This is a genomic window from Flavobacterium sp. W20_MBD1_R3 (assembly GCF_052119725.1).
Lineage (GTDB): Bacteria > Bacteroidota > Bacteroidia > Flavobacteriales > Flavobacteriaceae > Flavobacterium.
The window spans coordinates 44,911-59,977 of the sequence record NZ_JBGQOR010000003.1; the positions used below are offsets into that span (position 1 = coordinate 44,911).

The following is a 15,067-nucleotide window of genomic DNA, read 5'->3' on the forward strand; positions in this document are numbered from 1 at the left end:
TAACCTATGCCAACGCTCTACTCCTCTAAAAAACAAAAATTATCTACGTATGAAAGTTAGTCAATTCATGCTCTTTGGGATTTTCTTTATTGGAATTTCATCAGTAGAAGCACAAGAAAAAACAAGTTTAACATTGAACGAAGCCATTAATTTGGCGTGGACCAAAAGCAATGAAGTAACACTGGCCAATACGAAAGTAAAAACCAAAAAATACGAATTGCAAACTACAAAAAACAATCAATATCCTGATTTAAAACTATCCGGTCAGTACCAAAGATTGGCAAATGCCTCAGTAAATTTTAAACTAAACCAAAACAATAATACCGAGCAACTTCCTATTGTCAATCAATTGATGGTGGGACAATTGAATGCTACTGTTCCTGTTTTCTCTGGTTTTAAAATTAAAAACAGCATTAGCGCTTATCAAAATTTATATGAGGCAGAGATGGCTACTGCTGCACAAACTAAGGAAGAAATCGCTTTGCGGGTGATTGATTATTATGCTAGTTTGTACAAAGCTCAAAAAACAATCGAGCTACTATTAGAGAATCAAAAAAGTGCTAAACAACGCGTAAAAGATTTTGTAGCCCTCGAAAAAAATGGAATCATTCCCCGAAATGACTTGCTGAAATCTAAATTACAAGCTTCAAAAATTCAATTGTCATTAGATGAGACCAATACAAACTTGAAGGTCATCAACTTTTATCTAGTTACACTTTTAAAATTAAATCCAGACACCAAACTCGAAATTCGGGAAGAAGATTTTGCTGATTTCCAAATGACGAATGTCCCTAAAAATGAAGTACCGGCTTTAGAAAATCGAAAAGACTTAGAAGCCATTCGGTTTCAGGGAAAAGCAAGTGAGGCAAATATCAGAATAGCAAAAGGATCTTATTATCCAGTAATTGCACTTGTTGGCGGATATACTGCGCTAGACTTGAGCAATGTAATTACCGTACAAAACGCAATGAATATCGGCATCGGACTATCGTATGATTTGAGTGCTATTCTAAAAAATGGAACATTAGTCAAGCTCGCAGAAAATCGGTTTTTAGAAGTTCAAAGCTCAGAAGCTATTTTGACTGATTACATCAAGATTCAGGTTCAAAAAGCGATTGAAGATTATGATTTGGCTTTAAAACAAAATACAGTTTACGAGGAAGCACAACAGCAAGCCACCGAAAATTATAGAATTATAAAAGACAAATATGATAACGGACTTTCGGACACCAATGATTTACTGGAAGCCGATGTAGAGCAATTGAGTTCTACGATCAATAAAGCTTTGGCAAAAGCCAATACCATTCAAAAATACTACGAGTTACTCTCCGTTACCGGACAATTATCGCAAACCTTTACTATTTCAAAATTATAATATACCTACCATGGAAAACAAAAAAACAAATACAAAATTTATCATAATCCTTGTGGCTTTGGTAGTTTTAGGTGGGACTTACGGGACTTTCAAATACTTACATTCGCAATCTCATGAGGAAACGGATGATGCACAAATTGAGAAAAACATGAACCCAATTATTCCAAGAGTTTCTGGTTATGTGGATAAAGTGTATATCAAGGACAATGATTTTGTAAAAAAAGGAGATACGCTTTTTACGATTGATAAAAGAGATTATCAATTAAAAATTGAAGAAGCTACTGCAGCCATGATTGGTGCTGAAGGTAATTTTGAAGTGACAAAAGCCGATATTGGCAGTGCATTGGCCAGCATTTCTGTATCAGATGCTAATGTGCAAACAGCAAGTGGAAATATTGAATCGGCAAAAATAAGATTGGGACGCATTACTAGTGACTACAACCGCTACGAGAATTTATACAAAAGTCACTCGATCACAAAACAACAATACGAACAAGCTTTAGCAGCAAAATTAGAAGCTGAAAGTCAAGTTCGTGTTTTACAACAGCAAGAACGGGCAACGGCTTTTCAAAAATCAGTTATTGTGGCTAAATCCAAAGTTTCAAGTAAGCAAACAGAAGTAGCGGCAGCCAATATTCAAAGAGCTAAGGCAATGCTGGAAGCCGCAAAATTAAATTTAACCTACACCGCTGTTACTGCCGCTATCGACGGACAGGTTTCAAAAATTGATATTCAGCCTGGACAATTGGTTCAGCCTGGACAATCGTTATTTTATATTATTAACAACAATGAAGCTTGGGTAGTTGCTAATTTCAAAGAAACACAGCTCAATAAAATGGTTGTTGGACAAAAAGTTACTGTAAAAGTAGATGCGTATCCTGGCTATGATTTTCAGGGAGCAATTACTTCATTTAGTCCAGCAACAGGATCCCGATTTTCATTGTTACCACCTGATAACGCTACAGGAAACTTTGTAAAAACGATTCAAAGATTACCAGTTAAGATAAGTTTGAGTCCAACAAATGATCCTGAAAAAATAAAATTACTACGTCCTGGAATGAATGTAGATGTCGATGTACATTTAGATTAAAGCAATTTTTTAAATTCAGAATAGTTGAAAAAAGGCATCTATTTTAAGAAAACGATAGTTTACACCAAAGTATAAATGGCACAAGCAGGAGAAGACGATTTAGTAGAATATGGCTACAGACGAGTTCTTATTACGATTACAGCAGTACTTTGTGCTTTACTCGAAATTGTAGATACCACGATTGTCAATGTAGCACTGACTAACATGAGAGGAAGTCTGGGCGCCACCTTAAATGATGTTGCTTGGGTAATTACCGCTTACGCAATTGCAAACGTGATTGTAATCCCGATGACCAGTTGGCTTTCACAACAATTTGGAAGACGTAATTATTTTGTGACTTCAATTATTATTTTTACTGTAGCTTCTTTTTTGTGCGGCAACGCTAATAATATCTGGGAACTTATTGCTTTTAGATTTATTCAGGGCTTAGGTGGTGGTGCATTATTAGTAACAGCACAAACTATCATAACAGAAAGTTACCCTATTGCAAAACGAGGTATGGCTCAGGCTATTTATGGAATGGGAGTAATTGTTGGTCCTACTTTAGGTCCCCCTTTGGGTGGTTATATTGTAGATAATTTCTCTTGGCCTTATATTTTTTATATCAATATTCCCATTGGTATCGTAGCAACCATTTTAGCTATTACTTTTGTTAAAAGTCCTAAATATGGCGAAAAACTCAAGGCCAATCAAGTCGATTGGTTGGGTATTTTTATTTTGACTGTATTTATTGGTTCGCTGCAATATGTTCTAGAACACGGGCAGCAGGATGATTGGTTCAACAGTAAAATAATTATATTCTTGAGTACAATTTCAGTATTTGGCTTGATATCATTTATTTGGAGAGAAATGACTTATAAACATCCCATTGTCAATTTGAGGGTTTTAAAAGATGGAAATCTACGTATTGGGGTCATAATGTGTTTCATTTTAGGCTTTGGTCTTTATGGTTCCACATTAATAATTCCTATTTATACCCAAACTATTCTAGGCTGGACCGCAACAGATGCTGGATTATTGCTGATTCCGGGTTCAATAACCACTGCTATTATGATGCCTATCATTGGTAAACTAATTCAAAGAGGTGTTCCACAAAGTTATATGGTTGGTCTTGGTTTTTTAATTTTCTTTTTCTTTACACTAATGATGCACAACAGTATGACGCCAAATACTGGCGTTGAACATCTTTACTGGGGATTGATTTTAAGAGGAATAGGTTTGGGACTTCTCTTTGTACCTATAACAACTTTGTCACTATCTACCTTAAAAGGAAAAGATATTGGCGAGGGAGCAGCTTTTACAGGAATGATGCGACAATTGGGAGGTTCGTTTGGTATTGCCATTATCACAACCTTTATCACCCGGTTTAGTCAAGAACACCGAGTAAATTTAGTTGCTCATTTAGACGCAACTAAGTTCGAAGTGCAGCAACGCGTTATCATGTTGCAAAATGGATTTATGTCAAAAGGATTTAGTGCTAATGAATCGCTAAAAAAAGCCTATCAGGTTCTTGATTATTCGGTTTTGAAACAAAGTACCGTCTTATCGTACATGGATATTTTTATGTATCTGGGAATTATGTTTTTGTGTTGTATTCCAATCATCTTTTTTATCAAAAAAGGAAAAAACAAAATCAACCCTGCTGATGCCATGCATTAATAAAGAGGCAATTAATAATGTCGTTGCGCTATCTAGTATAGACCAAATGATTTCCTTCAGATAAATTAGTATCAAATTGATAGCCATCGTAATTGAATCCTTTTAAATCATCAATCGTTTGAGCATCGGTATCAATAATATAGCGCACCATCATTCCGCGGGCTTTCTTGGCAAAGAAACTAATGATTTTTAATTTTCCATTTTTGTAATCTTTGAATTCTGGCGTAATTACTGGAACCTTCAACGCCTTGATATCAATCGCCGAAAAATATTCAGTACTAGCTAAATTAACAAACAATTCGCCTTCTTTAAGCTCTTTGTTCAACGCTTTTGTAACGATTGGTTTCCAAAATTCATATAGATTTTTGCTTTCGCCAATGGGTAATTTGGTTCCCATCTCTAGTCGGTATGCCTGAATCAAGTCTAACGGTTTTAATAATCCATACAAACCAGACAGAATCCTCAATCGATCTTGCAAATCTTCCATTTTTTTTTCTGGAATCGAATAAGCGTCTAATCCAATGTAAACATCACCATCAAAAGTAAAAACTGCCGGACGTGCATTTAGAGTCGAAAAAGGGGTTTTCCAATCTTGATTTCGTTTCCAATTCAAGTCAGCCAATTTATCTGAAATACTCATTAAATCTGATAAATCAGCCGGCTTTTTTTCCTTTAAAACTTTGTGAACTTGCCGCGATTCCTTTAAAAAGGAAGATTCTGTGAATAGATCAATGGGCAGCTGTTTATCAAAATTTAAAGATTTAGCTGGGGATATTACAATTTTCATACACAATACTCTTTCGAGCGCTTTTTATTAATTCTTCAAAAGTACTAATTGAAAACAAGAAATCATGGTTCTTTAAATTGATTTATATAATAATAGAATAGATACTGAAAATTGTTCTCCAATTTAATTATTTTTGAATTATAAAACCACAACAAATAAAGATGAACCCAATTGAAATAAAAAAAGCATCAGCATCAGATCTGGAAACAATCCAAAAGATCAGTATCCAAACTTTTAAAGAAACATTTGCCGCTGTAAATACACCTGAAAACATTACCAATTATATCAATGAAAGTTTCAATACGGAACAAATAACAACAGAATTAAATAGGGCTGATTCTCAGTTTTATGTAGCCTATTCAAATTCAGAAGCGGTTGGATACTTGAAAATAAATTTTGGTGATGCTCAAACCGAAACTATCAACGAAAATGCTTTAGAAATACACCGAATTTATGTTGTACAATCCTTTCATGGAAAAAACATTGGACAGCTGTTACTTGATAAAGCTAAAGTAATTGCGCAAAGTACAGGTGTTGCCGTTATTTGGCTTGGCGTTTGGGAAGAAAACCATCGTGTGCTTCGGTTTTACACAAAAAATGAATTTGTTGTTTTTGACAAACACGTTTTTACCTTAGGAAAGGACAAGCAAACTGATTTACTGATGCAACTCCACATATAATAAAACTACATAACTCTAAATTGTCACTCTCATAAGCCATTCTAGAACCTCATTTGGCTTATTTTTGTACTAAACTTTATCAAAAATTATGAAACAAGATGTGATTATTGTTGGCGCAGGTCTGGCCGGATTAGCTGCAGCTGTTCATTTGCACCGCCAAGGACGAAAAGTTCTCCTTCTGGAAGCCAGTGATCGCGCGGGCGGAAGAATAAAAACTGATTCCCATGAAGGATTTCTTTTAGATAGAGGGTTCCAAGTGCTTTTGACGGCTTATCCAGAAACTAAAGCATTACTCAATTACAAAGATTTAAAACTAAAAAAAATGTTACCCGGAGCAACCGTACTTTATGACGGAGGCCAGTTTGAAATAGCAGATCCATTCCGAAGACCTTCTGCTGCTTTTGCTACACTATTTGCTCCCGTAGGGACTTTAAAAGATAAAATAAATACCCTTTGGTTAAAAAACAAACTGCAAAAAATAACGATTGACCAAATTTTCGAACAACCTGAAAAAACGACTCGCCAGCAGCTTACTGATTATGGTTTTAGTCCAAAAATGATTCAACGTTTTTATGCGCCTTTCCTTTCCGGAATTTTTTTGGAAAACGAACTGCAAACTTCCAGCAGAATGTTCGATTTTGTAATGAAAATGTTTTCAGATGGTGATGTAGCAGTTCCTGCATTAGGAATGGAGGAAATTCCAAAACAATTAGTAGCTATGCTTCCTAAAGGCAGTATTCAATGCAATACTAAAGTCACTGATATTGCTAAAAACACAGTAACAACACAAGATGGAACCGTTTTTGAGGCTAACCAAATCCTTTTGGCAACGACCGCGAATGCATTGACTCAGAAATTCTTTCCTAAACAAAAAATGACCTCGCGTCAGGTAACCAATATCTATTTTGAAGCCAATGAAGCACCTACAAACAAAGCAGTTGTAGTTTTAAATGCGGCTACCAATAAAAAATGGGTGAATAATATGACTGTGGTCTCCAATGTTTCTAAAGCCTATGCGCCAGAGGGAAAAGTACTAATTTCAATTTCCTACAATGGAATCCCAACTATTGATGACGCAACTTTGGCCGAAAACATGAAACAAGAATTAAAACTTTGGTACGGTGAAAAAGTAAAATTCTGGAAAATGCTGAAGGCATATCGCATTGAATATGCTTTGCCAAATCAGGAAAGTGTGCAAAATAAGATTGCGGTTTCGGAAATAAAAATATCAGATACGCTATTCATTTGTGGCGACAACTTACTCAATGGTTCTATTAATGCTGCTCTCAAAACAGGTCGATTAGCAGCAGAAGCAATGAAAATATAGGTCGTTATTTTTCGAATGTGAATCCGAAAATTACAACCATAAATTAATTTGCCACGAATTACACCAATCATTACGAATTAATTTTCGAAGATTGGTATAATTCGTGGCAATTTTCTTTATTCCCTAAAATTAAATAATTAGTCAATCACTACTTTATACGTAGGATCTTCTAGAATATTCACGTCAATTACGCTATCTGCATTTTTCAGTAACAATTTACAATCTTCGCTTAAATGTCGCAAATGAACCGTTTTACTGACTTTCGCATAGCGTTCTGTAATTTTATTTACGGCATCAATAGCACTCATATCTGCTATTTTACTTTCTTTAAAATCAATAATAACCTCATTAGGATCATTCGAAACATCAAATTTTTCTAAAAAAGCGGTTGTTGAAGCAAAAAATAACGGACCATATATTTCATAATGTTTGACCCCTTTGTCATCTTCATATTTTTTAGCTCGAATTCTCTTAGCGCTTTCCCAAGAAAAAACTAAAGCCGAAATGATGACTCCAATTAATACTGCTAAAGCTAAATTATGTAAGACGATTGTAATTAGCGCCACTAAAATCCCTACGAAAATATCGTGTTTTGGCATTTTATTGATGATTCTGAAACTCGCCCATTCAAATGTTCCAATTGCTACCATAATCATGACACCAACCAGAGCTGCCATAGGCAACTGTTCAATTATTGGAGCACCAAATAAAATAATAACAAGTATGGTTAGTGCAGCTATGATACCAGATAATCGCGCTCTGGAACCTGCTGAAAGATTGACTAATGTTTGCGCAATCATAGGACAGCCGCCCATCCCGAAGAAAAAACCATTCAAAATATTAGCACTTCCTTGGGCGATACACTCTTTATTTCCTTTGCCTTTTGTTTCGGTTATCTCATCAACTAAATTTAAGGTCAATAGTCCTTCTGTGAGTCCTACAGAAGCCATGATTAAGGCATAAGGAAATATTATTTGTAGCGTTTGCAGGTTAAGAGGAATATTAGGAATATGAAAAGGTGGAAAACCGCCACTTACGGAAGCGATATCTCGCACTGTTTTAGTCTCGATTCCAAAGAAAAAAACCAGTCCAAATACCACAATAATGGCAACTAATGAAGATGGAACTGCTTTTGTAATTTTAGGCAGCAACACCACAATTGCTATTGTCAAGGCAACCAACCCTGCCATAATAAAGAAAGATGTTCCAGAAAGCCATTCGCTTTTACCATTTACAAAAACTTTGAATTGCTCCAATTGCGACATAAAAATAATAACGGCTAATCCATTAACGAAACCAAACATCACGGGCTGTGGTACCAGTCGGATAAATTTTCCAAGTTTAAAAAGGCCTACTAAAATTTGTAAAATTCCTGCCAAAGCAACTGCTGCAAGCACATATTCTAATCCATTTGAATTCATCAAAGCAATCAACACAATTACCGTTGCTCCGGCTCCTCCAGAAATCATTCCCGGTCTACCACCAAAAACGGCCGTAATCAATCCCGCAATAAATGAGGCATATAAGCCCATTAATGGCGGAAAACCTGCTACTATTGCAAAAGATAATGATTCTGGAATCATAGTCATAGCCACGGTTAAGCCTGCTAAAATTTCTGTTCGGTAGTTGACTTGTTGTGAGAAATCAAATAAATTAAATACTTTTTTCATGTGATAATTAATATAAGAAAGTTTCGCTACAATTTCATATTAAGAAACTGCATCGAAAAAATTCAATAAACTTTTTTTTGGGAAAATCCCTCGATTTAAAGACTGTAAATCAAGGCGGAGTACCTTGAGAGATTAGAATGGTAACGTTTTTCATAAGAGTTGCAAAACTAAAACTTTTTAATTGTTTCACCAAACCGAAAGTGAAATTGCTTAAATTTGGCAAAAATTATATCTTTTTTTCAAAAAACAAGCATTTAAATGCTACATCAATAGATTCAAGCACAAAAATATCGCTTAGATTAACAACTTAAAATCAAAAATCGTTTTGAAAAAATGACAAGCAAAATAAAATCAATACCATTAAAAATATGAAATTATTATATACATTATTCTTCGCTCTTCTTATAAACTCAAGTTATTCGCAAGGAACGAACGACTATTTTGAAAAAATCAGAAACAATGAAGCAAAATTAACGGCGTTCTTTTCCCAAATGCCAAAAGGTGGTGATTTACATCATCATTTTTCGGGTTCTATTTACGCTGAACCTATTTTGCAACGCGCTATTGCAGACGATTTTTATCTCAATATTGAAACAATGGACGTGTTAAAAGAAAAACCAGCAACGGGAAACTGGCAACTATTTTCAACATTAGAAAATAACGGAACATTAGACGCATACAAACAAAAAATTATGCAAAAGTGGTCTGTAAAAGACTATAATTATGTAGATTACCCTTCGGATAAATTGTTTTTCGAATCGTTTATGAAGTTTGAACCGGCCATCAAAGGGAATTTCGGACAAGGATTATTGGAACTTAAAAACAGAGCCATTTCGGAGAATGTCAGTTATATTGAAACACAATTATCTACGATTCCAACCGATATGAATACCGATAATTTGCAACAATTCAATGCTAGATTACGAAAATTAGCTTTGGAAAAAGACGAAAAAGCAATTCTGAAATCATTAGATTCTGTTCATACTTCTTTATTAAAAAAAGGCGCTGAATCTTATGCAAAAGATTTCAATACTAATTTTGTAGCAAAGCTTCACAAAGACCTCAACATTGACGACAAGCAATTTACAATGCGGTATCAAAACTTTGTATTGCGATTTATGGAACCTGTGGATTTATTCAAAAATCTGGTTATTGCATTTCTATCAGCAGATGAAAGCCCCTTGATGGCGGGAGTTAACATTGTTTCTCCGGAAGATGGCGAAACTTCTATAAAAGATTATTGGTTGCATATGGTTATGTTCAAATATTGCCATTCCTTGTATCCAAATGTAAAATACGCAATGCATGCCGGCGAACTGACTCTTGGTTTAGTGCAACCGGAAGAGTTGACTTGGCACATTAACGCAGCCGTTTATACAGCGGGAGCCAACCGAATCGGGCACGGAGTTGATATGGCCTACGAGCAAGATTCATACAATTTATTGCAGTATATGGCTAAGAAATCCATTCCTATCGAAATCAATTTAGTCAGCAATGAATTCATTTTGAAAGTGAAAGAAAACCGTCATCCATTGACTTTATATAAAGAATTTAGTGTTCCAATTGTTATTAGCACGGATGATGCTGGGATTTTGCGTACAAACATGACCGAGCAATATGTCTTGTTAGCCAAAAGATACAAAGATGTTACGTATTCTGATATCAAGCAATATGTGTACAACAGCATTAATTATAGTTTTATAAAAGAAGCTTCTGTCAAAAAACAATTGCTACAAGATTTAGATTCCAGATTTAAAACTTTCGAAGCTAATTTTCCTTTGAGATAAATAGTTAACTTCAATCAAAATTTATTTTTATAACACAAAAAATCCGCTACAAAAGCGGATTTTTTGTGTGTCATAGAATTTACATTCTAATTATTTCGGGTTTAAAATTAGCTCAATTCGTTTGATAGCATCTTCATAATGGTATTTTGTTTCTGCATTTATAGCTCTTGTTTTAGCAACGGACAAAGTGGTTCTTAAGGCATTCAACTCCCCTCGAACTAGTCCTCTCACATCAGATTGGCCTACGTTATAATAGTCCGAAGAACGACCGGATTTTATTTCTTCTTTCATCAAATAAGCCATTCTTTCAATGTATGCGCGTTGCAAATTTCTTCTGTAAATAGTCACATTTGAAGTTAAATTAGCTTCTTTCCAAATTCCTTTGCGCATATCGCTCAATAAATCTAGCGCTTTATAATTCGTGGTTTCCATGATTTCTGCGTCTATTAAGCGGCCTATGCGCTCAAAACTCAATATCGAATTCAAATGTCGAACCTGTACATTTCGGAAACGTTCGGTGTAGCCCGCATAATCAATATTTTTTAATGTACTTACATTCACTAACCAAGTTGGAGAAGCAAAAGCGTTAGCTTGTAACCACTGCATTGCCTCTAGTTGTTTTACTTTGGGTACAATTTCATAAATATTTCCTGCTTGGTTTGGCTTTTTCGTCGTTTCATAAACACCCCCTACATTTGTGACTACATGCCCAACATATCTACTCCAAACTGCCAACATTTCTTCGTACAACTCCTCTAAATCCTCGTATTTATTAGTTACGTCACTCGTCCATTCTGATAAATGAGAAGCTACATATTGCAAATTTTTTAGTCCATACGAACCTGCTTTCATAGCGTTATTACCAATGTCCTCTGTCTGCGAAGTGGGGTCAAAACTACTGCTTTGTTTTCCATATTTATAAACAGGATTTCCTGCTTTCTCCATAATCCATTTGTCTAATATCGGTACTTCTACTTCTGGTGAGGTAGCATCAGGAATGACTCTATACCCCCAATTAGTAGCATAATGGTCGTAAGGACCCATCTGGCGAATAAAACGAATGTCTTTGTCTCCGGGTTGCGCAATATAATTAAAACGAGCATAATCCATTAAACTCGCCGCTATTCCGTTTTTTTGCGTAAAAGCACCGTCTCTATAATTTTCAGTATCATAAGCACAACTTGCTCCCATATTATGCGGAAAACCAAGTGCATGCCCCACTTCATGAGCAATCACCATACGCATCATTTCACCCATTTCCTCATCGCTGGTATTTAGGGTTCGTGCCGAAGGATTCGCAGCTCCAGTTTCTAACAAATATCGATTTCTGTAGGAACGCAAATGGTTGTGGTACCAAATCACATCACTTTCGATAATTTCTCCTGTTCTGGGATCAGAAACACTAGGTCCAACCGCATTACGAGTGGTACTTGCCACATAACGAATAACGGAATACCGAATATCTTCTGGGCTAAAATCAGGATCTTGTTCTTTTGTTGGTGGATCTTTGGCAATAATTGCGTTTTTAAAACCAGCTGTTTCAAAAGGCTTTTGCCAATCCTCAATTCCTTGTTTAATGTACTTTCTCAATTTTTCAGGCGTGGCAGGATCTAAATAATAAACAATAGGTTTGATAGGTTCTACCAGTTCCCCTTTTGCGTAAGCGACAGGATCTTTAGGCTCCAATCTCCAACGACGAATGTAGGTTTTGCTGTCGGATTTTAGTTCATTACTTCCATAATCAATTTGGCTCATGGTAAACCAACCCACTCGCGGATCAGCTAATCTGGGCTGCATTAGTTTTTCAGGTAATAAAATCATCGACTGATTCATCTGGATACTGATCGTTTCTGCATCTGCCTGAACAGGCGGCTTCGATGCGTTGTATGTAAAATCCTGAACTACCTCAATATTCATTGGATAACTTTTCATGGTATTGATAAAACTGCGAGATTCATCAAGACCTTTTACTTTGTACGTTTCCCTTATTTCGCCTGATAAACCGCTGATTGATTTGACATCAGTACTATAAAATTTAGTTACATCGATAACCGTATTAGCTGAATCTTTGCTGAAAGCCACAATATCAAATGCAAATAAAGTAGGCTCATAATTATTCGATTTAACCGAAATACTGATGGGTAAACTGTCATTGGCAATGGCACTGAATGATTTTAATTTAATCAAAATTTTATCCTGAAAACGTTGCCAAACAATCAATTGTTCATTAGTTTCAGAACCGGCATTAATGTAGCCGCCACCTAAATTAGATGGTAATTTAGCCAAACGACTTACCAAAAGCATATCTTTATCCAAGTATTTATTCGGGATTTCGAAGAAATATTTTTTATCAACTTTGTGTACCATAAATAAACCTTCGTCGCTAACGGCATCTTTGGTAATCACCTTGCTATATTCCTTGATGGTCGCTTCCGGTTTTTTTTCAGGAGGCGGTGCAACACTAGTATTTTTATCTTTTTTTCTTTTGGATTGTGCAAATTGGGTTGTAGGCACTAGCATTGTTGCTGCAATTGCAGTTAAAATGAAAAATTTCTTCATTTAAAGGTTTTTTATTGGTTAATCAATAGTAAAAATATATTTTAGTGTCTGAAAATTACATAGTATCTATTGGTTTAACTTATAATTAACAAATGTTTTAGGTATTTGAAAATGTTTTTTCAGAAGTTGGTTTTTAGTATTATTTAGATCTAACACTTTTTTGTTACATTTGAAAAATCGTTTTTTTTTTACAGATACAATCTATCACAATCCGAATTTAATTTTAAAGAAACTTACAATTCTTTTAGATAATATTTCATTTGTACCAAAAAAATTTGAAAAACTAAAATCCAACTATGATTCAAAATAATATCCTTAAAAAAGCCCTCTATTTGACAGTTCTCCTCCTAGTATCATGGACGGGTTTCTCGCAAAAGAACATTTCAAAAATTGCTTTCGGATCCTGTGCAAACCAAAGTAACCCATTACCTATTTTTGATGTTGTGGTAAAACACAAACCAGATTTATTTGTATTTCTGGGTGACAATATTTACGGCGACACGGACAATATGAATATACTGCAAGCCAAATACGATCGATTAGCAGCTAAACCTACTTTCCAAAATTTGAAAAAAAACGTACCCATCATAGCTACTTGGGACGATCATGATTACGGACAAAATGATGCAGGCAGACATTATCCAAAAAAAGAGGCGTCAAAAGAACTGTTCTTGACGTTTTTTGAAGAACCAGCAGCTTCCGAAAGACGAAAACACGACGGAATATACACCTCTTATATGTATGAAACCAAAGGCAAAAAAGTACAGATTATCTTGCTAGACAACCGCACTTTTAGAGATAATTACAAGAAATATAACGGTGAATTTAAAGATGATAAGCGGTATTTTTATTCACTAGATTATGCGCCTTTGCAAAACCCAGATTCTACGTATTTAGGCGCTTCACAATGGAAATGGCTGGAAACAGAACTCCAAAAACCAGCTGACCTACGCCTTATTGGTTCTGGATCCCAGTTTGGTATTGAGTACAACGGGTATGAAGGCTGGGCTAATTTTCCGCTGGAGCAAAAAAGATTCTTAAACCTCATCAAGAAAACAAAAGCAAATGGCGTTTTGTTTTTATCGGGAGATGTGCATTATGGCGAAATCTCTAAACTTACCGAACCGGGATTGTATCCTATTTACGACTTTACATCCAGCGGACTATCTTCCACTTGGCATTTTGCAACACCCAATAAAAATAGGATTGAAGGTCCAATTATGGAAAATCATTTTGGATTACTAACCATAGATTGGAAAAAGAAAATCCCAAAAATAAAAATGGAAATTTGGGATGTCGAGGACAATCAACGTGCGGAATACACGATAGGATTGGATGAAATTAGTTTTAAGAAAAAGCAGATTTTAGAAAGTAAATCATCATCGTAACCTATATATTTTATTAAAAACTATTTGCTTTAAGCAAAAAAACTACAGATTTTCAACAAAATTTATCTACAAAACACGTATTGCTTTTACGAATCTACGAGTATATCCCGGCTTTTTTAAACTTGTAATAATCACTTTCATTTCACGACCAGAGGTAGAATGAATAAAATCACTGTCCATTCCTTTTGGATTTGACACGATACCAATATGCCCAATAATATTTCTAGTAGGACTTAAAAACAACAGAATATCGCCTTTTTTCACATTGGCAATCTGGATTTCTTTGCCAAAATTTTTAAACTGTGACGAGCTGCGGGGAACCTTAATTTTAAAATGATTATAGACATAGTAAACAAATCCGGAACAATCGAAACCATTCTTGCTGCAGCCTGCTGCAACATAAGGTGTTCCTAATAATCCCATTCCAAAATTGACAATCTTGTCTCCCAAATACGTGTCATCATCAATTAAATCTACCAGTGTGTCTTTGACAATAATTTCGTTTTTTTGAGATGAAAACCCACCCGCTTTAGATGAACCATAAGCAATACTGCCTAAAACAAGTAGCAGTAAACCAATAAATAATGTCAATTTTACAGCGCTCATACTTTTAAATTTCATAGTGCTAAAATTAAATTGACATCCTTTACGTTTTTATTAGAGCTGGCTGTGTTTTTTGTTTCAAAATTGAAATAGTAAGATAATAGAATCTCCTAAAGGTAAACGTAACAAATCTAACTAAATT

At 35.1% G+C, this 15,067-nt stretch carries 11 protein-coding genes; 7 read left to right on the forward strand and 4 right to left on the reverse strand.

Going from position 1 to position 15,067, the window contains the following annotated elements; genetic code table 11:
- Positions 1-49 precede the first annotated feature (49 nt).
- From ACEN2F_RS06130 to ACEN2F_RS06140, 3 genes are all read left to right on the forward strand, one after another.
- The gene (locus ACEN2F_RS06130) at positions 50-1,375 is read left to right on the forward strand and encodes a TolC family protein (protein WP_441736941.1); all 1,326 of its coding nucleotides are present in this window, start codon (positions 50-52) and stop codon (positions 1,373-1,375) included.
- A 10-nt stretch (positions 1,376-1,385) separates the two neighbouring features.
- Positions 1,386-2,465 carry an HlyD family secretion protein gene (locus ACEN2F_RS06135; protein ID WP_441736944.1) on the forward strand — a complete coding sequence of 360 codons (1,080 nt, stop codon included), beginning with the start codon at positions 1,386-1,388 and terminating at the stop codon, positions 2,463-2,465.
- A gap of 75 nt (positions 2,466-2,540) precedes the next feature.
- On the forward strand, positions 2,541-4,124 hold the full coding sequence (locus ACEN2F_RS06140; protein WP_441736947.1) for an MDR family MFS transporter: 1,584 nt from the start codon (positions 2,541-2,543) through the stop codon (positions 4,122-4,124).
- Positions 4,125-4,152: 28 nt separating this feature from the next.
- Here the strand turns inward: ACEN2F_RS06140 and yaaA are convergent, their stop codons facing one another.
- Positions 4,153-4,911 carry a peroxide stress protein YaaA gene (yaaA, locus tag ACEN2F_RS06145; RefSeq protein WP_441736950.1) on the reverse strand — a complete coding sequence of 253 codons (759 nt, stop codon included), beginning with the start codon at positions 4,909-4,911 and terminating at the stop codon, positions 4,153-4,155.
- Between the two features lie 161 nt (positions 4,912-5,072).
- On the opposite strand from yaaA, the gene ACEN2F_RS06150 reads away from it, so the two are divergent.
- Complete coding sequence (locus ACEN2F_RS06150) at positions 5,073-5,591, forward strand: GNAT family N-acetyltransferase (RefSeq protein ID WP_441736952.1); 519 nt, start codon at positions 5,073-5,075, stop codon at positions 5,589-5,591.
- An 88-nt stretch (positions 5,592-5,679) separates the two neighbouring features.
- Positions 5,680-6,918 (forward strand): NAD(P)/FAD-dependent oxidoreductase, encoded by a 1,239-nt coding sequence (locus tag ACEN2F_RS06155; protein ID WP_441736954.1) that lies wholly within the window; start codon positions 5,680-5,682, stop codon positions 6,916-6,918.
- A 137-nt stretch (positions 6,919-7,055) separates the two neighbouring features.
- On the opposite strand, the gene ACEN2F_RS06160 is transcribed toward ACEN2F_RS06155, so the two are convergent.
- Positions 7,056-8,588 (reverse strand): SulP family inorganic anion transporter, encoded by a 1,533-nt coding sequence (locus tag ACEN2F_RS06160; RefSeq protein ID WP_441736957.1) that lies wholly within the window; start codon positions 8,586-8,588, stop codon positions 7,056-7,058.
- Positions 8,589-8,956: 368 nt separating this feature from the next.
- Between ACEN2F_RS06160 and ACEN2F_RS06165 the strand changes: the two genes are divergently transcribed.
- Positions 8,957-10,375, forward strand: coding sequence for an adenosine deaminase (locus tag ACEN2F_RS06165; RefSeq protein WP_441736959.1), 1,419 nt, complete (start codon positions 8,957-8,959; stop codon positions 10,373-10,375).
- Between the two features lie 90 nt (positions 10,376-10,465).
- On the opposite strand, the gene ACEN2F_RS06170 is transcribed toward ACEN2F_RS06165, so the two are convergent.
- Positions 10,466-12,934, reverse strand: coding sequence for a zinc-dependent metalloprotease (locus ACEN2F_RS06170; protein ID WP_441736962.1), 2,469 nt, complete (start codon positions 12,932-12,934; stop codon positions 10,466-10,468).
- Positions 12,935-13,266: 332 nt separating this feature from the next.
- Here ACEN2F_RS06170 and ACEN2F_RS06175 point away from each other — a divergent pair, with 332 nt between their 5' ends.
- On the forward strand, positions 13,267-14,322 hold the full coding sequence (locus ACEN2F_RS06175; protein WP_441736964.1) for an alkaline phosphatase D family protein: 1,056 nt from the start codon (positions 13,267-13,269) through the stop codon (positions 14,320-14,322).
- A 66-nt stretch (positions 14,323-14,388) separates the two neighbouring features.
- Here the strand turns inward: ACEN2F_RS06175 and ACEN2F_RS06180 are convergent, their stop codons facing one another.
- Positions 14,389-14,943: a C40 family peptidase gene (locus ACEN2F_RS06180; RefSeq protein ID WP_441736967.1), complete on the reverse strand. Its 555-nt coding sequence runs from the start codon at positions 14,941-14,943 to the stop codon at positions 14,389-14,391.
- Positions 14,944-15,067: the final 124 nt, after the last annotated feature.

Coding starts and splice junctions, on each gene's coding strand:
- ACEN2F_RS06180 (WP_441736967.1), bottom strand. CDS start 14,943: ATGAAATTTAAAAGTATGAGCGCTGTAAAATTGACATTATTTATTGGT.
- ACEN2F_RS06155 (WP_441736954.1), top strand. CDS start 5,680: ATGAAACAAGATGTGATTATTGTTGGCGCAGGTCTGGCCGGATTAGCT.
- ACEN2F_RS06130 (WP_441736941.1), top strand. CDS start 50: ATGAAAGTTAGTCAATTCATGCTCTTTGGGATTTTCTTTATTGGAATT.
- ACEN2F_RS06135 (WP_441736944.1), top strand. CDS start 1,386: ATGGAAAACAAAAAAACAAATACAAAATTTATCATAATCCTTGTGGCT.
- ACEN2F_RS06140 (WP_441736947.1), top strand. CDS start 2,541: ATGGCACAAGCAGGAGAAGACGATTTAGTAGAATATGGCTACAGACGA.
- ACEN2F_RS06170 (WP_441736962.1), bottom strand. CDS start 12,934: ATGAAGAAATTTTTCATTTTAACTGCAATTGCAGCAACAATGCTAGTG.
- ACEN2F_RS06165 (WP_441736959.1), top strand. CDS start 8,957: ATGAAATTATTATATACATTATTCTTCGCTCTTCTTATAAACTCAAGT.
- ACEN2F_RS06160 (WP_441736957.1), bottom strand. CDS start 8,588: ATGAAAAAAGTATTTAATTTATTTGATTTCTCACAACAAGTCAACTAC.
- ACEN2F_RS06150 (WP_441736952.1), top strand. CDS start 5,073: ATGAACCCAATTGAAATAAAAAAAGCATCAGCATCAGATCTGGAAACA.
- yaaA (WP_441736950.1), bottom strand. CDS start 4,911: ATGAAAATTGTAATATCCCCAGCTAAATCTTTAAATTTTGATAAACAG.